The 22,805-nt window shown below is 67.5% G+C and carries 20 protein-coding genes; 8 read left to right on the top strand and 12 right to left on the bottom strand.

Annotated features, from left to right (window positions below; translation table 11 throughout):
• Positions 1-10: 10 nt before the first annotated feature.
• Positions 11-1,456 (top strand): aldehyde dehydrogenase family protein, encoded by a 1,446-nt coding sequence (locus QLQ85_RS09745; RefSeq protein WP_282738816.1) that lies wholly within the window; start codon positions 11-13, stop codon positions 1,454-1,456.
• Between the two features lie 99 nt (positions 1,457-1,555).
• Here the strand turns inward: QLQ85_RS09745 and QLQ85_RS09750 are convergent, their stop codons facing one another.
• Positions 1,556-2,035, bottom strand: coding sequence for a hypothetical protein (locus QLQ85_RS09750; RefSeq protein ID WP_282738817.1), 480 nt, complete (start codon positions 2,033-2,035; stop codon positions 1,556-1,558).
• A 408-nt stretch (positions 2,036-2,443) separates the two neighbouring features.
• Between QLQ85_RS09750 and QLQ85_RS09755 the strand changes: the two genes are divergently transcribed.
• A complete protein-coding gene (locus QLQ85_RS09755) occupies positions 2,444-2,641 on the top strand; it encodes a hypothetical protein (protein ID WP_282720637.1) in 198 nt (65 codons plus the stop codon).
• An 11-nt stretch (positions 2,642-2,652) separates the two neighbouring features.
• Here QLQ85_RS09755 and QLQ85_RS09760 read toward each other — a convergent pair whose 3' ends face one another.
• A complete protein-coding gene (locus tag QLQ85_RS09760) occupies positions 2,653-3,255 on the bottom strand; it encodes a DUF938 domain-containing protein (RefSeq protein WP_282738818.1) in 603 nt (200 codons plus the stop codon).
• 65 nt (positions 3,256-3,320) lie between these two features.
• The gene (locus tag QLQ85_RS09765; RefSeq protein WP_282738819.1) at positions 3,321-3,941 is read right to left on the bottom strand and encodes a glutathione S-transferase family protein; all 621 of its coding nucleotides are present in this window, start codon (positions 3,939-3,941) and stop codon (positions 3,321-3,323) included.
• Positions 3,942-4,265: 324 nt separating this feature from the next.
• On the opposite strand from QLQ85_RS09765, the gene QLQ85_RS09770 reads away from it, so the two are divergent.
• Complete coding sequence (locus tag QLQ85_RS09770; protein ID WP_282738820.1) at positions 4,266-5,594, top strand: ABC transporter substrate-binding protein; 1,329 nt, start codon at positions 4,266-4,268, stop codon at positions 5,592-5,594.
• Between the two features lie 83 nt (positions 5,595-5,677).
• Here the strand turns inward: QLQ85_RS09770 and QLQ85_RS09775 are convergent, their stop codons facing one another.
• The 7 genes from QLQ85_RS09775 to QLQ85_RS09805 all read right to left on the bottom strand — a co-directional run bounded on the left by QLQ85_RS09775 (position 5,678) and on the right by QLQ85_RS09805 (position 12,654).
• On the bottom strand, positions 5,678-6,880 hold the full coding sequence (locus QLQ85_RS09775) for a branched-chain amino acid ABC transporter permease (protein WP_282738821.1): 1,203 nt from the start codon (positions 6,878-6,880) through the stop codon (positions 5,678-5,680).
• 6 nt (positions 6,881-6,886) lie between these two features.
• Complete coding sequence (locus QLQ85_RS09780) at positions 6,887-7,960, bottom strand: branched-chain amino acid ABC transporter permease (RefSeq protein WP_282738822.1); 1,074 nt, start codon at positions 7,958-7,960, stop codon at positions 6,887-6,889.
• Positions 7,961-7,963: 3 nt separating this feature from the next.
• Positions 7,964-8,671 (bottom strand): ABC transporter ATP-binding protein, encoded by a 708-nt coding sequence (locus tag QLQ85_RS09785; RefSeq protein WP_282738823.1) that lies wholly within the window; start codon positions 8,669-8,671, stop codon positions 7,964-7,966.
• The gene (locus QLQ85_RS09790; protein ID WP_282738824.1) at positions 8,652-9,476 is read right to left on the bottom strand and encodes an ABC transporter ATP-binding protein; all 825 of its coding nucleotides are present in this window, start codon (positions 9,474-9,476) and stop codon (positions 8,652-8,654) included. Before QLQ85_RS09790 ends, QLQ85_RS09785 begins: the two co-directional genes overlap by 20 nt.
• Positions 9,477-9,626: 150 nt before the next feature.
• Entirely contained in the window at positions 9,627-11,006 is a 1,380-nt protein-coding gene (locus tag QLQ85_RS09795) for an FAD-binding oxidoreductase (protein WP_282738825.1), read from the bottom strand.
• An 18-nt stretch (positions 11,007-11,024) separates the two neighbouring features.
• On the bottom strand, positions 11,025-11,927 hold the full coding sequence (locus QLQ85_RS09800) for an alpha/beta fold hydrolase (protein ID WP_282738826.1): 903 nt from the start codon (positions 11,925-11,927) through the stop codon (positions 11,025-11,027).
• Positions 11,928-12,174: 247 nt separating this feature from the next.
• On the bottom strand, positions 12,175-12,654 hold the full coding sequence (locus QLQ85_RS09805) for a hypothetical protein (protein WP_282738827.1): 480 nt from the start codon (positions 12,652-12,654) through the stop codon (positions 12,175-12,177).
• Between the two features lie 273 nt (positions 12,655-12,927).
• Between QLQ85_RS09805 and QLQ85_RS09810 the strand changes: the two genes are divergently transcribed.
• Positions 12,928-13,185, top strand: coding sequence for a DUF4242 domain-containing protein (locus QLQ85_RS09810; protein ID WP_282738828.1), 258 nt, complete (start codon positions 12,928-12,930; stop codon positions 13,183-13,185).
• Between the two features lie 60 nt (positions 13,186-13,245).
• Here the strand turns inward: QLQ85_RS09810 and QLQ85_RS09815 are convergent, their stop codons facing one another.
• Positions 13,246-16,206: a helix-turn-helix transcriptional regulator gene (locus QLQ85_RS09815; protein WP_282738829.1), complete on the bottom strand. Its 2,961-nt coding sequence runs from the start codon at positions 16,204-16,206 to the stop codon at positions 13,246-13,248.
• 238 nt (positions 16,207-16,444) lie between these two features.
• Here QLQ85_RS09815 and hutC point away from each other — a divergent pair, with 238 nt between their 5' ends.
• A complete protein-coding gene (gene hutC, locus QLQ85_RS09820) occupies positions 16,445-17,161 on the top strand; it encodes a histidine utilization repressor (protein ID WP_282720645.1) in 717 nt (238 codons plus the stop codon).
• A 76-nt stretch (positions 17,162-17,237) separates the two neighbouring features.
• Here hutC and QLQ85_RS09825 read toward each other — a convergent pair whose 3' ends face one another.
• Positions 17,238-18,569, bottom strand: a complete 1,332-nt coding sequence (locus tag QLQ85_RS09825) for a YjiH family protein (RefSeq protein ID WP_282738830.1) — start codon at positions 18,567-18,569, stop codon at positions 17,238-17,240.
• A 328-nt stretch (positions 18,570-18,897) separates the two neighbouring features.
• Here QLQ85_RS09825 and hutI point away from each other — a divergent pair, with 328 nt between their 5' ends.
• The 3 genes from hutI to hutU all read left to right on the top strand — a co-directional run.
• Positions 18,898-20,130 (top strand): imidazolonepropionase, encoded by a 1,233-nt coding sequence (hutI, locus tag QLQ85_RS09830; protein ID WP_282738831.1) that lies wholly within the window; start codon positions 18,898-18,900, stop codon positions 20,128-20,130.
• Entirely contained in the window at positions 20,111-21,076 is a 966-nt protein-coding gene (gene hutG / locus QLQ85_RS09835; protein ID WP_282738832.1) for a formimidoylglutamase, read from the top strand. The genes hutI and hutG overlap by 20 nt, the downstream gene beginning before the upstream one ends.
• Before the next feature lie 69 nt (positions 21,077-21,145).
• The coding region (hutU, locus tag QLQ85_RS09840; protein WP_407650373.1) for a urocanate hydratase at positions 21,146-22,805 on the top strand (1,660 nt) is incomplete at its 3' end.

Raw genomic sequence — 22,805 nt, forward strand, 5'->3', positions numbered from 1 at the left:
GAGAGTCCCCATGCAACGCCTTGACCAGCAGTTTATCGATAACCATTGGGTGGCCTCCCGGGGCGAACGTCGGCTGCCGGTGACCAACCCCTACACGGAGGCGGTGATCGCCGAGGTCACCGCCGGCCACCCCGCCGATGTGGACGCCGCCGTGGCCGCGGCGCGCCGTGCGCTGCCCGCCTGGCGAGCGCGCTCCGGCGCCGAGCGGGCACACTACCTCGACGGCTTCGCCGGGGCATTGCGCCGCCGCCGCGACGAATTGATGCGCCTCTCGTCGACCAACAACGGCAAGGTACTCGCCGAGGCCGCCATCGACCTGGACGACGCCATCGCCTGCTACCGATACTACGCCGATCAGGCCCGCGCCCTGGACGCCCGCCAGGGCCGGCCGGTAACCCTGGAGATGGAGGGTGTCGAGGCACGCTGCTACCACGACCCGGTGGGCGTGGTGGGGCTGATCACCCCCTGGAACTTCCCGCTGGTGACCAGCGCCTGGAAGCTCGCCCCGGCGCTGGCCGCCGGCTGTACCGCAGTACTCAAGCCCTCGGAGGTGACACCGCTGCCCGAGCGGGCCCTGGCCGAGATCGCCCACGAGATCGGCCTGCCCGCCGGGGTGCTCAACCTGCTGCATGGCGACGGCGAGGGCATCGGCGCCCCACTCGCCGCCCACCCGGCCGTCGACAAGGTCTCCTTCACCGGCAGCAACCGGATCGGCGAAGCGGTGATGCACGCCGCCGCCGAACGCACCGCCGGGGTGTCGCTGGAGCTCGGCGGCAAGTCGCCGATCCTGGTGATGGAGGATGCCGACCCGGAACGGGCCGCCGACTGGGTGATGGCGGGCCTCTACATCAATGCCGGACAGATCTGCTCGGCGACCTCACGGCTGCTGGTCCACGAGGCCGTGGCCGAACCGCTCTACGCCGCCCTGGGCGAGCGTATCGATGCCCTGGTGCTGGGCGATCCCCTGGCCGAGGGCACCACCATGGGCCCCATGACCAGCGCCCGTCAGCGCGAGGCGGTACAGGGTTATCTCGCCATCGCCGAACAGGAGGGGCTCGCCGCGGTGCGCGACGCCCGCCATCGAGAACTGCCCGGCCAGGGCTTCTTTCTGGCACCGACTCTCTATCGCGACGTGCCGGTGGAGAGCCGCCTGTGGCGCGAGGAGATCTTCGGCCCGGTGCTGTGCGGGCGCAGCGTGGACAGCGAAGCGCAGGCCATCCGCCTCGCCAACGACAGCGACTTCGGCCTGGCCGCCACCGTGGTCAGCGGCACTGCCGAGCGAGCCCGACGCATCGGGCGGCAGCTCCAGGCCGGCAGCGTCTGGATCAACAGCGAGCAGCTGGTGCTGCCCGAGACCGGCTGGGGCGGTGTCAAGCGCAGCGGCATCGGCCGCGAACTCGGCCCCTGGGGCCTTGCCGCCTACCTGGAGGTCAAGCACCTGATCGGCGCGGCCTGAGCCTCCCCTGCGACAAAAAAAGCGGCGGCCCGCCTCGGGCCGCCGCATCCTCGCGCCGGTCTGTCACCGGCCTGCCGCTGCCCGTCACTCGGGCCGGGATTACTGCGGCTGCTGTTGCTGTTGCTGCTGTTGCATCTGCTCCTGCATCTGGCGCATCTGCTCCTGCTGGGCTTCCATCTGCCGCTGCAGCTCGTCGCGCTGCTCCTGGGTCAGGGTGGCCTCGACCCGTGCCTGCATCAGCACGCTCTCGGCCGTCATGTCGCCGGTAAGCTGGCCGAGACGCTCGGCGTCCTGGCGAATGGCGGTCTCGTCGAACTCGGGGCCGATGTTTTCCTGCAGCTGCACCTGGACCTGCTGGGCCTCACCCTGCAGCGACTGGATGCGGCTCTGGGAATCGTTGAGCAGGGTGACCAGCTCCTGTTGCTGGTTGTCGTCGAGATCGACCAGCTCATCGAGCTGGTTCACCTGGTCTTCGGCACTGGGGGCCTGCCCCTGCCCCGGGGACACCTGCTGGGCGAGGGCCGGGGCGGCCAGGGCGAGTGTCAGGGTAGAGACGGCGAGCGACTTGAGTACGGTCATGAAAACTCCATTACTATCAAAGGTATGGCTATCCAGGGTACGGGGACCCTAACCCATTCTTCCCGGCGATGACACCCCGTGGTGACGAAAGGTGACGTTACCGGCGGCAGCACGCAGCGCTACACCGGCACCGGGGTGGGCTGGAATCGTCAGCCCTTCCCGAGACAGCACAGGAACCCATCCGTTCACCATGAAATGCCCGGGCGCTCGACTGAACGCCGCCAGGGGTACCATCGGGGGTGGTCATGCTGCCGTCGGTGCCGATGATCATCTACGCGGTGATCATGCTACCGGTGGTCGATGTCCCCATCCCGCTGGGCATCTCCGGATGACGCCGGCCTGCCCCTTGACGACCACACGGCCGGCCCGCAGGCTGGCCCTATTTCCGACATCATGAAGGGATTCACCGTGACTCGAGTCAACCGTCTCCTGCTGCCCGCCGCCGGCCTGACCCTCGCCCTGCTCGCCGGCTGCACCACCTACACCTTTCCCGACGGCAGCCGCGAGACGCTGTGGGGGGTGCCCGCCGAGGACGAGACCAAGACCCGCGAGGAGCGCCAGGCGGAGCCGATCGAGTATCGAGTGCCCGGCGAGATCCCCGAGTAACGGGCGCGGCATCAAGCGCCCTTGCGGAAGACCACGCTGAGGTTGTTGGCGGGCATCTCCACCACCCGCTCGCGTGCCAACCCCTGGCACTCGGCCTCGGCCGTCACCACCTCGAGCTCCCGGATGCCCCAGCGTGGATCCCGCGCCCGCAGGTCGGCATCGAAGGCCTCGTTGCTGGGTGCCGCAGGATGCCCTTCGCGCCGGAAGGGGCCGTAGAGATAGAGCACACCATCCGTCGGCAGCCGCTGCCCGGCACAGGCCATCAGCGCCTCGGTGACCGCCCACGGCGAGATGTGCAGGAGATTGATCGCCACCATGGCGTCATAGGGGCCGGTCGGGCAGATGATGGTCACATCCAGCGCCATGGGCTCATGCAGATTGGCCAGGCCGGCATGGGCCCGCCACGCCTCGATCGATCGACGCGCATGGGGGTTCGGGTCGCTGGGCTGCCACTCCCAGCCCGGCATGGCCGATGCAAAGTGCACGGCATGCTCGCCGCTGCCGCTGGCCACCTCCAGCACCCGGGCCCGTGCGGGCAGTATGGAGGTCAACACCTCGAGAATCGGCTCGCGGTTGCGCGCCGTGGCGGGGCTCTTCAGGCGGGCGTCGGTCATGGGGGCACATCCGGGCAATGGGGTCAGGTGAAGTGTAACGCTCCTGACCCCCGCCGGTCCGCGTGCTATCGTCGTTCCGCCATGGCCCTCTCGATGAATGCCTCGCTACGCCGGTGCGCCGGCCGCTCCTTCAGGCCCGCCCAATAGGCCTCGAACTCGGGACGCCTGTCGAGGGTGCCGAACTGCATGCCCCAGCCGATGTGCGAACCGACATACACATCCGCCGCGGTGAAGTTGTCGCCCGCGATGTACCGCCGGCCCTTGACCGCCATCGCCAGCGTATCGATCACCGTTGCGGCGGCGCCGCACCCCAACTGCATCTGCTGCTCGGCGGTGGGCCGAACCCCGCAACTCTGCAGCGAGATCGCCGTCTCCAACGGGCCGGCGGCGAAGAACAGCCAGCGATAGTAGGCACCACGGGCCGTCGTCTCCGGTGCCAGGCCGGCCTCGGGAAAGGCATCGGCGAGATAGGCACAGATGGCCGCCGCCTCGGTGACCACCACGTCGCCGTGCCGAATGGCCGGCACCTTGCCCATCGGGTTGATGGCCAGATACTCGGGCGACTTCATCGGCGCACCGTACTCGAGGACCTCCAGGCGATAGGGGGCGCCGAGCTCCTCGAGCATCCAGTGCACGATACCGCCCCGCGACATGGGGTTGGTGTAGAAGACGATTTCCCGTTGCATTGCTCACTCCTTCGATTCGCTTGGGGTGGCAACAGCATAGACCGTGGCAGCGTCAGATTCCGGCAACCGTGGTTGCAGCCACGCTCCGTGCCACCCTCTGGCCATCGACTGCTGACACTCGATGCCCCCCCTCATGAACTTCTGCCACTGCCCGGGTGGTCGCCAGAGGTCCGGGACCGGAAAGTGGCGGGAGCCACTCCGGCGGACTAGCCTGATTGTCGTCGATCCTGTCGCGATCGACTGCGTACCCGAAGGGATTGTGGGCATGGCAGATGACGGGGTCGGCCGATTCCAGCAACCTTTCCGTCAAGGGAGGTAGCAGTCATGACGGCACACATGCGTACGGTTTCATCGGCCACCGCTATCGGGGTGGCCGGGCTGACGGCGTTGGCGCTGGCTGTGGCACCCAATGCCGCCGTCGCTCAACCTCCGTCGATCACGCTGGGCCAGATCGCCCCCTTCACGGGGGCGGGCGCCGAGTTCGGCGAGTACTACCGTGATGGGGTGGCGCTCGGCGTCCAGCACATCAACGCCGCGACCGAGGAGGTGCTCGGCGGCGCCATCATCGGCGATCATATCGCCGAGGACAGCACCACCCTGCCGAGCCCCGCCATCGAGGCGGCCCGTGGCCTGGTCGAGGTGCACGGCGTGCCGGCCATCATCGGTGGCTGGTCCAGCGGCGTGACGGTCGCCGTGGCAACCTCCGTGACCATCCCCTCGGAGGTCCTGCAGATCTCCAACGGCTCGACGTCACCGCTGATCTCGGCGCTCCCGGAAGACGGCGACGCAGACCTGCTGTTCCGGACCACGGCGTCCGACGCCCTGCAGGGCGTGGTGGCAGCGCAGCTTGTCGCCGGCGAGATCATCGACGACTACCAGTTCGACACAGCGTCGACCATCTTCATCAACAACCCCTACGGCCAGGGCCTGTCGAACGCCTTCGCCCATTCGTTCCAGCTCCGCGGCGGGGTCGTCCATGCCCAGGTCCCGCACCCGGAAGAGGTCCAGCCGACCTACACCTCGCAGATCGCCTCGGCGCTGCAGGACGAACCGGAGCTGCTGTTCGCGGCGAGCTACCCGGCACATACCGCGACCTTCCTGTCCGAGGCCCGGGACCTCTTCGACCAGGTGGCCTGGCAGTTCGTCGACGGTAACCGTTCCGATGACGTCGTCGAGGCGCTCGGCGCCGACACCGTCGAGGGGGTGATCGGCACGGCCCCCGGGCAGGACCCGAGCATTCCGGGCTTCCAGCAATTCTCCGAGCAGTTCATGGAGGAGTTCGGGCACGACCGCATCCCGCCGTTCACCGAGTCGGCCTACGACGCGGCGATCGTCATCGGCCTGGCGGCGGTCAAGGCGTACGCGGACGGCCACGAGACGGCCGACGCCATCACCGGGCCGGTGCTCCGCGACCGCCTGCGTGACGTGGCCAATCCGCCGGGACAGACCATCATGGCCGGGGACTACGACAGCCTCGTCGCCGGCATCGAGGCGATCATGGCCGGCGAGGACGTCCAGTACAGCGGCGCGGCCGGGCCGGCGGACTTCGACGACAACGGTGACGTGCTGACCCCCATCGCCATCTGGCAGTTCCAGGACGGCGTCAGCGAGACCCTCGAGATCCGCTCCCCGGACGACATCCCGGAGGAGTAGTCGTCCCCCCAACGGAGCCCTCGATGAGGGCTCCGCTTCTTTCCTTGGCGGTGAGCGCACCTCCGCAGGTACGACGAGCCATGTCAGCGACCGTTGCCGCGCAGGTGGTTGGACACCCGCATCTCCTCCGGCAGCAGCCCCTGGGGCCGGAACAGCACCACGGCGGCCAACAGCAGCGACACCAGCAACCAGCGGATGTACTGGGCACGCCCGGGCAGATCCTCGTGAATGAGCGCCAGCAGCGGCGCCAGGGCGTTGGCCAGGAAGGCCGTGCCGGCCCAGACGCCCCAGACCAGGATCGCCCCCAGGATGGCGCCGCGGTGGTTGCCGCTGCCCCCGAGCATGAGCATGATCCACACCAGGAAGGTACCGAACAGCGCATGGAAGTGGCTGTAGTCGATGGCCACGGTGTAGTGCGCGTAGAGCGCCCCGGCGATTCCCATGACCACGGCACCGACCACGAAGGCCTGGACCCGGGCGAAGGTGACGTTCTTGCCGTTCATGGCCGCCGAGATCTCCTCGTCGCGTACCGCCCGCAGCATGCGCCCCCATGGCGAGCGACAGATGCGCTCGAGCACCGTGTAGATCAGCGCCAGGAAGGCCGCCACGATCATCAGGTAGAAGGCGGTGTAGTCCCGTGTGCCCAGGGGCTCGATGAGCCACACCAGCGACTCGGGAAGCCACTCGCAAGGCCGGGACTCGAACAGGCAGCGGCCCGGCTGCGGGATGCCACGCAGCGGCTGGGGCCCATTGGCGAGCCAACGCTCGTTCTGGAAGATGAGGCGGATGATCTCCGCCACCCCGATGGTGGCGATGGCGAGAAAATCCAGGCGCAGACGCAGCACGGGGACGGCGACGACGAACGCCACCAGCCCCGAGACCAGCGCGGCCGCGAGCACCCCGACGAGAAACGGCGCCCCCAGCCCGAACAGTACCTGGGTGTACTGGGCCGCCAGGCCGGTGGGCGCCTCGATGGTGAACAGCGCCGAGGTGAAGGCACCGACCGCGAAGAAGCCCGCCACGCCGAAATTCAGATGCCCCGTGTAGCCCCACTGGGTATTCAGGCCCAGGCTGAGCATCGCGTAGAGACTCGCCATGGTCATGAAGCCGATGAAGTAGGACAGGTAGCCCGACGGCACGCTGGCCGCGATGCCCAGGCCGGCGGCGAGCCCCAACAGGATGCCGCCCGGTACCCGCCACCGCGCACCGGGCGGCAGCAGGATCGGCAGGATGCACGCCAGGGCGACACCCAGCATCAGGCCCTTGAGAAAGATCAACTGGGACATGACGGATCACCTCTCCGTGCGGCCGAGCAGCCCCTGGGGGCGGATGAGCAGCGTCAGCACCATGAGCACGAACGCCACCGCGGGGCCGTAGGTCGGATTGAGAAATGACGTCGACACCTGGTGGGCAATGCCGATGATCAGCGCCGCACTCAGCGCGCCGTAGGGATTGCCGATGCCCCCCATGATGGTGGCCGCGAACATCGGCAGCAGCAGCCAGAACCCCATTTCCGGCCGGAGCTGCGAGCTCAGGCCGTACATGATGCCGCCGGCGGCGGCGAGCCCGCCCCCGAGCATCCAGGTCCAGGCGATGACGCGCTCGGTGTTGATGCCGCGAATCTGGGCGAGATGGGGATTGTCGGCGGTGGCGCGCATCGCCTTGCCCATGCGGGTCCATTCCAGCAGGACGTAGACGGCGGCGACCAGACCGAAAGCGAGCACGAGAATGAACAGCTGATCCGCCCGGACGCGCATGCCGAACGGCAGATAGAGGGCCGGATTGGCCCGGCCCGGATAGTAGAAGTGGAAATCGGGCCCCCAGATGAGATAGATCATGCTGCGCACGAAGAACGCCATCGCCAGCGACGCCATGGCGAAGAGCACCAGGTGGGCACCGGTGTTGCGCAGCCGTCGGTACACCAGGCGGTCGATGGCGACCGCAACGGCGCCCACCACCGGCATGGCCACGACCAGCGCCACCAGGAACTCGTAGCCGAAGGAGAACGGGCTCAGCGCCTCGCCCTGGGGCAGCAGCGGAATCACCGTGTACCCCACGTAGGCGCCCAGGCTGACCAGGGCCCCGTGGGAGAAGTTGGGGAACTTGAGGACGCCGTAGACCAGCGACAGGCCGATGCTGCCCAGGGCGATGATACCGCCGAGCATCAGCCCCCAGGCCGTCAGCGCCAGCAGGTGCTGCGCGCTGGCCCCCGCGATCAGGCCGGCGACGTACATGGCGATCAGGATCACCACGAAGGTGCCGAGCAGGAAGCCGCGCGTGCGGATGAAGGCGCGCACGCGTTCGCCGAGGCGGCGCTGGTCGGCGGGAAGCCCCTGCCCCGGCTTGCGGGTGTCGGATACGGCCATCGGTCATCCCCCCAGGTAGAGGCGAGCCACGTCGGGGTCGGCGAGCAGTTCCTGGCCCGTTCCCTCGTACCGGTTCTCGCCGTTGGCCAGCACGTAGCCCCGGTTCGCCATCTGGAGCGATTTCCTGGCATTCTGTTCGACCATCAGCACGGCCAGACCGGCGGCATTGATACGGCGGATGTTGTCGAAGATCTCGTCCACCAGCTTGGGGGAGAGGCCGGCCGACGGCTCGTCGAGCAGCAGCAGGTCCGGCTCCAGCATCAGCGCACTCCCCATGGCCACCATCTGGCGCTCACCGCCGGACATCTTGCCCGCGCGTTGACGCCGGCGCTCGCGGAGCCTGGGGAAGAGCTCGTAGACCCGCTCCCGGCGTGACGGGATCTCGCGCTCGTCGAGCAGGTAGGCGCCCATGTCGAGGTTCTCCTCCACCGTCAGGGTGACGAAGACATTGGCGACCTGCGGCACATAGCACAGGCCGAGGGTGACGATCTCGTGGGGCTGGCGGCCGTGAATCGGCTTGTCCCGGTAGGTGATGGTGCCCGACTTCGGGTGCAGCAGCCCGAAGATGGTCTTCATCAGGGTCGACTTGCCCGCCCCGTTCGGCCCGATCAGCGAGACGATCTCGCCGGCCGCCACCTCCAGGTCGACATCGTGGAGGATCTCCATCTCGCCGTAGCCGGCGGTGATCCCTTCAGCCTTCAGCAGCGGCATACTGGCCTCCGAGATAGGCTTCCAGGACCCGGGCATCGCGGCGCACCGCCTCGGGCGGGCCTTCCATCAGGTAGCGGCCCTCGCTCATCACGATCACCGGATCGCACAGGCTCATCACCAGGTCCATGTCGTGCTCGATGATCAGGAAGGTGAGGCCACGCTCGCGGTTGAGCCGCTCGATGTTCTCCTTGAGGCGCCCCATGAGGGTCGGGTTGACCCCCGCGCCGGGCTCGTCGAGCAGGACCAGCTTGGGGTCCGCCATCAGGGTGCGCGCCAGTTCGAGCAGCTTCTTCTGGCCGCCGGAGAGGTTGCGGGCATATTCGTGGGCCAGGTGCGAGAGATCGAGGAACGCCAGGACCTCCTCGGCGTGTTGCCGGTGCGCCCGCTCCTGTTCACGCACCAGGCCGGGCCGCAGCAGGTTGGCGAAGACGCGCTCGCCCGCCTGGCCCCGGGGCACCAGCATCAGGTTCTCGAGCACCGACATGCTGGCGTGTTCCCGCGGGATCTGGAAGGTGCGGCACAGCCCGCGCGCGAAGATCCGGTGCGGCGGCAGGCCGGTGATGTCCTCGCCATCGAGGTACACGCGCCCGGCCCGGGGTTCGTAGTAGCCGGCCACCACATTGAACAGCGTCGTCTTGCCCGCCCCGTTCGGTCCGATCAGGCCGGTGATGGTCCCCTGCCTCACCTTCAGCGTCGCCGCATCCAGGGCGCGCAGCCCGCCGAAATCCATGACGAGGTTGCTGACCTCCAGCAGGGGAGTCGCCTCACCGACGTCATCGGTCATTTCCGGGGGGGTGGTAGCCATCCGCTGCGACTCCGGTAAGGGTCGGAAGGAATCTGCACGGGCCCCAAGTACATGAAGTGACGTTAGCAAAGCGCTGCGAGGGTGTCGAACGAGGTCCGGAATGAAGGAGCGCCGGATAGCCCGCTCGACAAGCGCTCCGGCCGGTGCGTGTTAGCCCGCCGGCGCTATGTTGTGATTGATCCTGAACAGATTGCCGGGATCGTACTCGGCCTTGATGTGCGCCAGCCGCTCGTAGTTGTCGCGGTAGGTGGCCCGGACCCGCTCCTGGTCTTCGTCATTCATGATGAAGTTCACATAGCCGCCGCCAGCAGAATACCGGTGCAACGCTTCCCAGTACTCCCTGGTCCAGCGGGTGATCCTGTCTCGATTGGCGGGATCGGGATCGACGCCGACGATGACCTGCGACCACTTCGCCTCACGGTGGCTGAATGCGGTGTCATGACGCCCGACCCGGTATACCGCACCGTCGACCGGATACAGGTGCATGGTCGACAGAGGGGTCGGAACCTCCGCATATTCGACATGGCGTTCGATGGCCGCATCGCTGAGCTCGGTGACGAAATCGCCGCGCCAGTACCACTGCAATCCGGGTTGATAGAGGCCATCGAAGGCACTCTGCAGCATCGGATAGGGCATCGGCTGAACGCCGTGCAGGGCCGGTTCGGCGGGCTCGTGGACGGCCGCCAGGAGTCGTTCGGCCTCCTCCTCGGGCCCGGTATGGCACCAGACGACGCCGCACATCCGTTTATTGTGCAGGTGCTCGGGGAACGGTGGCGCCGGCGGCACACTCAGGAAGGCGAAGAAGCCGTTCAGCGATTCGGGCGCGGCGGCGATGAAGTCGCGGTACCAGCGCAGCACGGCGGCCGAATGTTCCAGTTCCCAGAGCGTCGGACCGGCGTTCACGATGTTCACCGGATGCAGCTGGAACAGGAACGAGGTCGCCACGCCGAAGTTGCCGCCGCCACCGCGGATGGCCCAGAACAGCGCCGGATGCTGGGTCTCGCTCACGGTGACGAAACGCCCGTCGGCCAGCACCAGGTCGGCCTCCAGCAGATTGTCGATGGTCAACCCGTACTGCCGGCTCAGATGGCCGTGACCGCCACCCAGGGTGAGCCCCCCCACCCCGGTGGTGGAGATGATGCCGCTGACCGTGGCCAGGCCGAAGGCATGGGTGGCGTGATCCACATCGCCCCAGGTGCAGCCGCCCTCGACCCGGGCGGTGCGCATGGCGGGGTCGATGCGGATACCGCGCAGCGATGAGAGATCGATCACCAGGCCGTCGTCGCAGCTACCCAGCCCGGCACCGTTGTGGCCGCCGCCGCGGACCGCCAGGGGCAGCCCCTGCTCGTGAGCGAAGTGGACCGCACGGATCACGTCGGCCACATTCGCACAGCGGACGATCAGGCGCGGGCGCTTGTCGATCATGCCGTTGTAGAGCCGGCGGGCCTGCTCGTAGCCGGGATCCCCAGCCTGTATCAGGGCGCCGCGCAAGTCGGAGCGCAAGGCGTCCAGGGTGTTGTCGGTATTCATCGGGAAGCCCCCTTGCGTTCAATGCTCGGCCAGAAAATCGAGAATGGCGGCCGTGAAATCCTCGACGGCACGCACCGGTCCGTCATGGTTGACGCCGGGAATTACCTGCACCTCGGCTGAAGGCTGGCACTCCGCCATGATGTCGGCGACCGACTCGAAATAGATATCGGCATGCTCGCCTCTGAGGATCAGGGTGGGCTGATCGAGGGTCGCCAGATCATCACAGGTGATGGCGGGCTGAGTGATGGCGGCCCAGAGTGGCAGCGTGCGAGCGTTATCCAGCCAGATGGTGCGCATATACTCGGGTTCCTGCTCGAAGCCACCCGGCGGTCGCTGGAACACGGCCTCGATAAACAACTTGGTGGCCTCAACTTCATCGCCGGCCTCCAGTGACTCGAACGCCGGGCCATACTTTTTGCGCTCCTCCCCAATAGCGACCTGGAGCTCCTCAGGCATCTCGGCAACCAAAGTGCCGATGGAGGGTTCGTAATGCACCATCCCACGCACCAGCTCCGGGTTTTCCAGCGCCATCAGCGGGGCGATCTGACCGCTGTACGACCAACTGACCAGATAGACCGGCCCCGCATCCAGCGCCCGGATGAAAGCGGCCAGATCGGCGGCATGGGTCTCGACGGAGAACTGCTCGCCGTCGTCCGGCCAGGGCTCGGTGCCGAAATAGCGCTGGGTATAGGCGATGAAACGGTGCTCGCGGGCGATGGCCTCGCGGTACGGTTCCCAGACCCGGTGATCGACGATCGCGGCGGGCACGAACACGACGGGCTTGCCTTCGCCTTCGTCGACATAGTGCAGGGTGACGCCATTGACCTCCACCGTGGAGGTCTGCTGGGCGAAGACGGTGGAAGATTGGCCGGCCAGAGCGACGGCGGCAGATAACATGAGAACATCGAGCAATCTGTGCATGGCGGCTCACCCCTTCCATCGGTTATTGGTCATGGACATCGGCCTTCTGACCATCAGCAGGGTTGACGATGGCAATGGCTCTGAAATCAGCCTAGGGCGAGGCGGAGAGGAAGACATCGACAGGCCTGACTATTTTGCGGCAGGTACCCCGTCGAAGAAATAGTCAGAATTGACTACCGCAACGCGACTCCAGCGACATATACGGCCTTCTGAAGGCCGCGTATGTCGCTGAAGCCTCTTGAGCCGATCATTCACCGATGACCACGCTTCCTGGCCCACTGGCAGTAAGCTGAGGCGCTGGATCAGCACTGTCTATCCGCTGACCGCGCGGGCAGAGAACCAGGCGCTGTAGCGGGGTCGGGTAACCATCCTCGTGGCCGTGGCACTGTCGCGCATAGGCCGGCGCCTCCGACTCGCCCACCATGACCACCTGGCCGGCATCGCTATGGACCGTGAATTGCACCGGTAGACCGCGCTCGATCAGTGACAGGGTATAGCGCTGGCCAGGTTCGAGGTAGGCGATATGGCGCATCAGCACCTCCTCTTCACCTACCCAGGTGGTGACGACTTCATAGCCAGCACCTCTCTCGGCGTAATACATCACCGCGCGTTGATCATCACCTCCCAGTCGATAGGCATGGATGGGTTTCAATATCTGCTCGGCGGCCACCCCGAAGGCAAGTAGCAAAGCGATAACCATGGCACAGATGACAGTAATAGTTTTCATGGCATTACTCTCCTAAGTCTTGATCTCACATCCGCACTGGACGTGTAAATCAAGCCTAGGGGGCGGCCATCTTCGGTACATCGACAGGACGGATCATTTTTCGATCCCATGCTCGAAACCTCGAATAGTCAGGGTTGGCCATCGAGTCGAGCCGTGACGAACGCTCACCCGTCACACGGATATCCGAGCGGATGTTGCAAGACCCCTACTCCCCGATTGGCCTATAGTGAAAAAGCCATTCGCATTTTATCTCCCCCTATGGAGGAATAATCCATGCCCTTGTTTCTTATCGAGCGCAATTATGCCGAACGGCTCGACGTGACCGCCGAGGGCGTACGGGAGATCACCGAGATCAACCAGGACATCGGCGTGCACTGGCTGTTTTCCTTTCTCAGTGCGGACAAGAAGAAGACCTACTGTCTGTACGAGGCCTCCGACCCCGAAGCCATCCGTGAGGCGGCCCGGCGAGCGGGAGTGCCGGCCGATGTGATCATCGAGGTCAGCGAGATCAATCCCGCCGCGTTTGCCTGAACGGGGCGAGGAGATCGTCACCGCGCGGGCAGTGTCTGCTGACGGTTCAGCGGCGATGACTCATGGCCGGTGTTCGACGAGCCCATGCCCGATGGCATAGGCGGCGGCTTCGGTGCGGTTGGCGGTGCGGGTCTTGGTTAGAATGCCGCGCACGTGGTTGGCAACGGTGTGAGGGCTGACGAAGAGTCGCTCGGCGATCTCGCGGTTGCTGCGCCCGGCTGCAAGCAATTGCAATACCTGCACTTCACGCCGGCTCAATCCGTCCGGATAGACCGGTCGGGTCGAGAGTGTTTCCCGTAAGCCGTCACTGCGTCGTGCCAACGCCTCCATACCGAGCTCGCGGGCAGCAAGCAATGCCGCTTCCACCAGCGCCCGCGCCTGCTCGGGTTGCTTGCGTTGCGCCAGCAGTCGGGCGAACTGGTATCGATCGTGGGCCAGCCAGGGCCACCCCCCGGTGCGTTCATCCATGGCCAGTGCGGCCTGGAAGTGGCGTTCGGCGGTGTCCCACTGCTTCAGGGTGAGCGCCAGCATGCCGAGAAACCGGTCTGCCGAACCGTAGCAGGCGGTATGGGCGCCGGAGACGATGTTGCGGCCGACATAGGGCAGCAGATAGCGGTACAGGGTAGCAGCATACCCCGCCTCGTCGAGACGGACACAGACTTCTGTCAGGTAGGTGATACTGGTCGACCACATGGCATCGCGGGCAACGGCATTGAGCTCATCGGTCATGAGGTACTTGAACTCGATACGAGCCTCCTCCAACAGCTCCAGGTCGGCGTACAACACGGCCAGCCCCGGCCGCCATGCCGCCGCCTCGGGAGTATTCCGCACGAAATGGCGCAGCACCGGCCGGAGCTCGCCCAGCCGGCCCTGCTCCCGGCGCAAGGTAAACATCTGCATGCCGAACACCCCCTCGGCATGGTCCGGGGAAAAGCGTCGGCCTACGATCAGGTTTTGCCGCGCTTGCTGCTCGGCCTCGGCGAAGCGCCCCCGATGAGTGGTCAACATGGCCTGGGCACTCAGGCCGACTGCCTGCAGAAAGGGCTGTCGCCAGGCATTGGCCACCCGCTGGTGCAGCTCGAGCACGGCCCTGGCACTGTCGATATCGCCGTACTCCATCAGATCCCCGATGTACCAGCCGGTCATGTCACCGACCGCCCATTCCGGGTGCCCCGCCTGGGACACCAGCTCGAGAGCCTCGCGGGCTGCGGCCAGGCGCTCATCCAGGTGTTCCGGCCACGAGCGTGCCGGAACGATGGCGCTGAGTGCCTCGAACAGGGTGAGTGGATCACCCAGCCGGCGCGCCAGCCGGGTCGCCTGTTGGAACGCCGCATGGGCAGCCTGGGGCCGGTCGCAGTAGATATTGGCCCGACACAGCGCCGCCAGCAGCTCGGCCCGCAGACGCTCCGCCGAGGGGGCCAGGGCCGCCAGTGCTTCCTCCAGCAGGGCTACCGCCTGTTCGCCGTGACGACCGATTCGCCAGCCGACGCTCTCGTAGCCGAGTGCGGCTCGGGCCAGCATGGCGACGGCCCACTCTTCGGCCGGGCCCACGTGGCGAGCCAGTTCGGCGGCCTGCACGAAGATGCTCAGGGATTCATCGGCACTCCCGCCGGCCCGGTTGCGGGCTTCCGCCAGGGCCAGCAGCAAGCGGCAGCAGCGCTCGCTGTTCTGTGGCAGGTACTGCTCCTGCAGTTGCAGGGCCAGATGGTAGAAATGCACCGCTTCCTCGTAGGCCAGCAACGTATCGGCTCGAATGCCGGCCCGTTCGGCATAGTCGATCGCCGTTTCGGCCGTGCCGGCGGGGGCGGCCTCGGCGAAGTGGTGGGCGAGCTCCGGCAGACGGGTCTGTAGATCGTGTCGGTGCAGCATTTCCAGCCGCTCACCGGCCTGTCGATGCAGGCGCAATCGCCGGGTGGTCGAGAGCTCCTCGTACAGGGTTTCACGAACCAGGGCGTGACTGAACTGGAAGCGGCCCGATTGTGGCAGCGCCTCGACGATGTGTGCCTCCAGCGCCTCGTCCAGGATGTCCATCAACTCGGTTTCCGGCAGCGCCAGGCCGGCCAGCAGCTCGAGTTCGAAGCGCCGGCCGATCACTGCGGCCATGCCCAGCAAGCGAATGCAATCGCGCGACAGGCGGTTCAAACGCTGCCCGATGATCTCGCGGATCCCCGCCGGGATGCGTGGCACCACCCCGTCCGCGGGCAGGCCTTCCTGCAACAGGTGGCGGGACAGCTCACGCATGAACAGCGGATTGCCTTCGCTGTGCTGGTATATCGCTGTCGCGACGGCGGTCAGCGGGAGGGCCCCGGCCAGCGAGCCGAGGAACCGTTCGGTTTCATCGCGTGACATGCCGCTCAGCGGCAGGCGCCGGCAGTGGGGCAGACGGGACAGTGCACCGAGGGTATCGGAGAGCGGATGCTGACGGCTCAGCTCGATGTCACGAAAGCTGCCGAGCAGCAGCAGAGGGCTGGCCGCGATCTCCCGGGCCAGGAATTCCAGCAGCTTGAGCGAGGCGGTATCGGCCCAGTGCAGGTCGTCCAGAATCAGCACCAGGGGCTGGTGCCGTGCGGCCAGTTGCCAGAACCGCGTGAGGGTATCGAGCAGCCGAAAGCGGGCCTGGGCAGGATCATCGATGGGCGGCGGCTCTGCCAGGTCAGGCAGGCGCTGACTGAGTTCCGGTAGCAGTTCGGCGATCACGCCGGCATCGCTGCCCGGAATGTCACCCGACAGGGCCGGGTCGGCCTCCTCCAGCCAGCCGCGCAGCAGCTGCAGCCAGGGCCAGTACAGCGGTGCGCCCGGCTCCTCGTAGCAGCGGCCCCAGCACACCCGCATCCCCTGCTGCTCGGCCCGAGTGGCGAATTCCTGGGCGGTGTGCGTCTTGCCTATTCCGGGGTCACCGCTGAGCAGCACTATCTGCCCCTGTCCGGCGCAGCTCTGCTGCATCGCGGCCTCGAGGGCGGCCAGCTCGGCCTGGCGGCCGATGAAGCCGGTCTGGGGCACCGCGAGGCATGCCAAGGCCACGCCGCATTCGTCACAGAACGCCGCCTCCTCACGATTGACCCAACCACAGTGGTGACACCGCATGATGTCGCTCGCAGAGCTGAACGATCCTTTCTCTTGTCATCCTAGCGTAACCGCACCCCGCGGGGTCGCCCCAAGTTCGACCAGGCATCGCACGGGATGCCGGGACGTCCCGTGGCGGGTAAACTGGATGCGTCGACCCCCACCCCACTCCCGGCGAAAGGACTCCGCACAGACCATGGGCAGCTCTCCCCCGCTCTACCTGCAGATTCAGCAGCACCTGCTGGAGAAGATCCAGGGCGGCGACTGGCCGGCCCATCACCAGATTCCGCCTGAGGAGCAGCTGGCGCGGGATTTCGGCGTCAGCCGCATGACCGCCAACAAGGCGATCCGCGATCTGGTGCAGCAGGGCTACCTGACCCGTCAGCCGGGGCTCGGCACCTTCGTCACCGACCGCAAGGCCGAGTCGTCGCTGGTGGAGGTCCACAACATCGCCGAGGAGGTGCGTAGCCGCGGGCACGACTACCACAACGACGTGCTGCGCCGTGAAGCCATCGCGGCCGACGACGAGGTGGCGCTGCGCCTCGGGGTGCGCCTCGGCACCCAGGTCTTCCATACGCTGATCGTGCACCGCGAGAACGGCGTGCCGATCCAGCTCGAGGATCGCTACGTCAACCCGCGCTGGGTACCGGCGTATCTCGACACCGACTTCTCCCGCCACACCCCCAACGAGGTGCTGGTGGCGGCCTGCCCGATCACCGATATCGAGCACGTGGTCGAGGCCGTGCTGGTCGACGCCGCTACCGCCCGCCACCTGGACACCGACGTCACCCGTCCCTGCCTGAGCATGATCCGCCGCACCTGGTCCGGTGAGAGCCTGATCAGCTATGCGCGGCTGATCCATCCCGGCGAGCGCTACAAGCTGCGCTCGTCGGTGCATCGCCAGTCATCCTGATCGCTCCCCATACGACAGCGAGGCCGGGAATTCCCTGGCCTCGCTGCCTGTTGCCCGCTCCGGTTTCCGGCGGGCGTCAGCCACCGCCCAGCGCCTGGGCCAGGTACCCCGCCGGCACCGCGAGCAGCAGGCTCAGCGCCACGCGGATGAACCAGATCACCACGATACGTCCCACCGAGAGCGGAATGCTGGTGGAGAGGATGCAGGGGATCGACGCCGAGAAGAACAGCACCGCGGAGACCGACACCACCCCGGCGGCGAAGCGTGCCACGAAGTCCGCTTCCGCCATCAACAGCGCCGGCAGGAACATCTCGGCAAGCCCCGAGGCGGACGCCTGGGCGAGGGCCGCCGCGTCGTCCAGCCCCCAGATCGCCACGAAGGGATAGAAGAGCCAACCGAGCCATTCGAACAGCGGCGTGTACTTGGCGATCACCAGCCCCGCGAGCCCCACCGACATGATCGACGGCAGGATGCTGATCGCCATCACCAGCCCTTCGCGCACGTTGAGCGCCACGCTCGCGGGCAGGCTGGGCGCCTGCTCGGCCACGCCGAGACCGGTGCGCCAGGCGGTGGAGAAGCGCTTGCCCGGCACCGCCTCGGGCTCACCATCTCGCTTGGCGTCGTCCATGCCGGAGAGCGGCGGCAGGCGCACGGTGATCGCCGTGACGATGAAGGTGATCACCAGCGTCAACCAGAAGTAGAGGTTCCACACGCTCATCAGATCGAGCGTACGCGCCACGATGATCATGAAGGTGGCCGAGACCGTGGAGAAACCGGTGGCGATGATCGCCGCCTCCCGCGCCGAGTACTGCCCCGCCTGGTAGACCCGGTTGGTGATCAGCAGGCCGATGGAGTAGCTGCCGACGAACGACGCCACCGCGTCGATGGCGCTGCGCCCCGGGGTACGCCAGATCGGCCGCATCACCGGTTGCACCAGCACGCCGACCAGCTCCAGCAGGCCGTAGCTGATCAGCAGCGCCAGGAAGACCGCACCGATCGGCACGATCAGCCCCACCGGGATCACCAGCTTGTCGAACAGGAAGGGCAGCATGTCCGGCTCATGGAGGAACCCCGGCCCCCAGCCGGTCAGCGCCATCAGCGCCGCGACCACCCCGGCGATCTTGAGCACCGTGAAGATGCGCTCGGTGAGGTTGCGCCGCCAGTAGCCCTTGAGCAGTGGATAGGCGGCGCCCGCCACGATCAGCGCCAGGGCATAGAAGCCGCTGGCATCGCCCAGCAGCGCGCGCGCCCCGGTGACCATGTGGTCGAGCAGGATGGTGGTGCGGCCGTTGAGGGTGACCGGCACGAAGAAGATCACGATGCCCAGTGCGCTGGGCACGAACAGCTTCAACACCGTGGTGAGTGATGGGCGGCGGGTGATGTCCGTCGCCTGCTCCTGGCTTGCCATGGGGGGAGTTCCTCCCTCTCGTTGTGATGTGGAATGGTGCTTCGCCCGACTGCCTGATTATGTATATACAATAGCCCGTGCAACGATGCCAATCCCGCCGCCCCCATCTTTCCTATACTTTAGTCGCAATCCGTTGCTCCCCGCTCCTGATCAACCGCCGAAAGCATCCGAATTAAACATTATATATCAATCGGTTGTTAAGTGATCATGACCCATTCGCGAGCCAGGCGCCAAGGGCATCATTCGCGGATACCCGCCGCGGGGTTGACGCCGCCTCTCTGATCCACTAAATGTATATACAAATACGACAGCAGGCAGGAGGCCCCCGATGGCAGGCAACCCGAAGACACCCGGACTCTGGCGCGACGTCGTCCTCTTCGATGGGCACGACACCCGGGCCGAGCCCATGGCCGTCGTCGTCGAGGATGACCACATCTCCCGGGTGATGCCGATGACCGAGCTCGGCCGCGACGTCGCCGCCGGCTGCCGGGAGATGGGGCGCGGCGGGGTGATGACTCCCGGGCTGGTGGACTGCCATACCCACCTGGTGTTCGGCGGCTCCCGGGCCGACGAGTTCGAGCAGCGGCTGGAGGGCGTCAGCTACGAGGAGATCGCCCGTCGCGGCGGCGGCATCCTCAGCACGGTTCGCGCCACTCGCGCGGCCAGCGAGGACGAGCTGTTCGCCCAGGCCAGGCCGCGCCTGCAGGCGCTGATGGCCGAGGGCGTCACCAGCGTGGAGATCAAGTCCGGCTATGGGCTCACCGTCGCCGACGAGCTGAAGATGCTGCGGGTGGCCCGCCGCCTGGGTGAGTCCCTGCCGGTGCGGGTGGTCACCACCCTGCTCGGCGCCCACGCCCTGCCCCCGGAATACCGGGACGACAGTGACGCCTATATCGAGCTGGTCTGCCGGGAGATGATCCCGGCCGCCGCCGAGCAGGGCCTGGCCGATGCGGTGGACGTGTTCTGCGAGAAGATCGCCTTCTCGGTGGCCCAGTGCGAGCGGGTCTTCGAAGCGGCCGAGGCCCACGGCCTGCCCGTCAAGGCCCACGCCGAGCAGCTCTCGAACCTGGGCGGCACCGCCATGGCGGCGCGCTTTGGCGCGCTCTCGGCCGACCATATCGAATATCTCGACGAGGCCGGCGTGGCGGCCATGCGCGAGGCGGGTAGCGTCGCGGTGCTGCTGCCCGGCGCCTTCCATACCCTGCGCGAGACCCGCCTGCCGCCCATCGAGGCGCTGCGCGCCGCCTCCGTGCCCATGGCCATCGCCACCGATGCCAATCCCGGCAGCTCGCCGCTCTTCCACCCGACGCTGATGCTCAACTTCGCCTGCACCCTGTTCCGTCTCACCCCGCGCGAGGCCCTGGCCGGCATGACCGCCCACGGCGCCCGCGCCCTGGGCCTTCACGGGCAGGGCCTGGGCCGGATCGAGGCAGGCGCCCCGGCGGACCTCTGCTGGTGGAACGCCGAATCCCCCGCCGCCCTGGCCTACGCCGTGCAGCCCGGGCGCCTGCGTCAGCGCATCTTCAATGGGGAGGTGACCCATGACCCCGTACATGCTTGATCCCATCGACATGTCGCCCTGGGCCGGCCGAGAGGATCCGGAACCCGACAGCCCGCGCTGGCACCAGGTCGTCGAGCCGCTGACGGTGGACAGCCCCGTCGGCGTGGCGCTGCTCGGCTTCGCCTGTGACGCCGGCGTGGCGCGCAACCAGGGCCGCATCGGTGCCGCCACCGGGCCCCGGGCCATTCGCAAGGCGCTGGCCAACCTGGCCTGGCACCGCCGGGCGCCGGCCCATGACGCCGGCGACGTGGTCTGCCACGGCCACGGCGGAGACGACGGCATGGAGACCGCCCAGCGACGCCTCGCCGAGTGCCTGGCCGCCCTGCTGGCGGCCGGCCACCTGCCCATCGTGCTGGGCGGCGGCCATGAGGTGGCCTTCGGCAGCTGGTCGGGGCTGGCACGCCATCTCGAGGCAGTGGGTGACGAGGCGCCGAGCATCGGCATCGTCAACCTCGACGCCCACTTCGACCTGCGCGACCCGTCTCGACTGTGCTCCTCCGGCACCCCCTTCGCCCAGATCGCCGGCGAGTGCGAGGCCCACGGCTGGCCCTTCCGCTACGCCTGCCTGGGCGTGAGCCGCGCCGCCAATACCCGGGCGCTGTTCAAGCGCGCCGCCGACCTCGAGGTGCTGGTCCGCGAGGATCACGAGATCACCGCGACGAGCCTCGAAGCGATCGGCGACGAGTTGGACGCCTTCATCGCCGGGTGCGACCACCTCTACCTGACCATCGACCTGGACGTGCTGCCCGCCAGCGAGGCCCCCGGCGTCAGTGCCCCGGCCGCCCACGGCGTGCCGCTCGCCCTGCTCGAGCGGCTGGTCGAACGGGTACGCGACAGCGGCAAGCTGCGCCTGGCCGACGTCGCCGAGCTCAACCCGAGCTTCGATATCGATGGCCGCTCCGCCCGGGCGGCGGCGCGACTCATCCATCACCTGACGCTGACCTGACACGGCGCATCACGCACTCCCGGCGCCGTCAGCCACCGACGAATCCTGACCACCACGACACGAGAGCCCATGACCATGACCCAGCACCAGCCCATCAGCACCGATCCCCGTCACGACCCCAGCCGCCGGATCGCCGCCCCCACCGGCACCGAGCGCAGCTGCAAGAGCTGGCTCACCGAGGCGCCGCTGCGCATGCTGATGAACAACCTCCACCCCGACGTCGCCGAGCGCCCCGAGGACCTGGTGGTCTACGGCGGCATCGGCCGCGCCGCCCGCGACTGGCAGTGCTTCGACACCATCGTCGCGACCCTGCAGCGCCTGGAGGACACCCAGACCCTGCTGGTCCAGTCCGGCAAGCCGGTGGGGGTGTTCGAGACCCACAAGGACGCCCCGCGGGTGCTGATCGCCAACTCCAACCTGGTGCCGGCCTGGGCCAACTGGGAGCACTTCAACGAGCTGGATAAGAAAGGCCTGATGATGTACGGCCAGATGACCGCCGGCTCGTGGATCTACATCGGCTCCCAGGGCATCGTCCAGGGCACCTACGAGACCTTCGTCGAGGCCGGGCGCCAGCACTACGCCGGCGACCTCTCCGGCCGCTGGATCCTCACCGCCGGCCTCGGCGGCATGGGCGGCGCCCAGCCCCTGGCGGCGAGCCTGGCCGGCGCCTGTTCGCTGAACATCGAGTGCCAGCAGTCGCGCCTCGACTTCCGCCTGCGCACCCGCTACCTGGACGAGCAGGCCACCGACCTCGACGACGCCCTGGCCCGTATCGAGCGCTACACCGCCGAGGGCCAGGCGGTCTCCATCGGGCTGTGCGCCAACGCCGCCGACGTACTGCCCGAGCTGGTCAAGCGTGGCGTCAAGCCGGACATGGTCACCGACCAGACCAGCGCCCACGACCCGCTGCACGGCTACCTGCCGTCGGGCTGGAGCTGGGACGAGTACGTGGCGCGCGGCAAGACCGAGCCCGAGGTCACGGTGAAGGCCGCCAAGCAGTCCATGGCGGTGCACGTCCAGGCCATGCTCGACTTCCAGGCGCTGGGCGTGCCGACCTTCGACTACGGCAACAACATCCGCCAGATGGCCCAGGAGGAAGGGGTCGAGAACGCCTTCGCCTTCCCCGGCTTCGTGCCGGCCTACATCCGCCCGCTGTTCTGCCAGGGCATCGGCCCCTTCCGCTGGGCGGCGCTGTCCGGCGACCCGGAGGACATCTACAGGACCGACCAGAAGGTCAAGGAGCTGATCCCCGACGACCCGCACCTGCACAACTGGCTGGACATGGCCCGCGAGCGGATTGCCTTCCAGGGGCTGCCGGCGCGCATCTGCTGGGTGGGCCTCAAGGATCGCGCCCGCCTCGGCCAGGCCTTCAACGCGATGGTCAAGAACGGCGAGCTCAAGGCGCCCATCGTCATCGGCCGCGACCACCTCGACTCCGGCTCGGTGGCGAGCCCCAACCGCGAGACCGAGGCGATGCGGGACGGCAGCGACGCCGTCTCCGACTGGCCGCTGCTCAACACCGCCAGCGGCGCCACCTGGGTCTCGCTGCACCACGGCGGCGGCGTGGGCATGGGCTACTCCCAGCACGCCGGGGTGGTGATCGTCGCCGACGGCAGCGCCGACGCCCATGCCCGCCTGGGCCGGGTGCTGCGCAACGACCCGGGCACCGGGGTGATGCGCCACGCCGACGCCGGCTACGAGATCGCCAAGACCTGCGCCCGCGAGAACG

It is taken from the genome of Halomonas kalidii (genome assembly GCF_030010475.1).
GTDB classification, from domain to species: Bacteria; Pseudomonadota; Gammaproteobacteria; order Pseudomonadales; family Halomonadaceae; genus Halomonas; species Halomonas heilongjiangensis.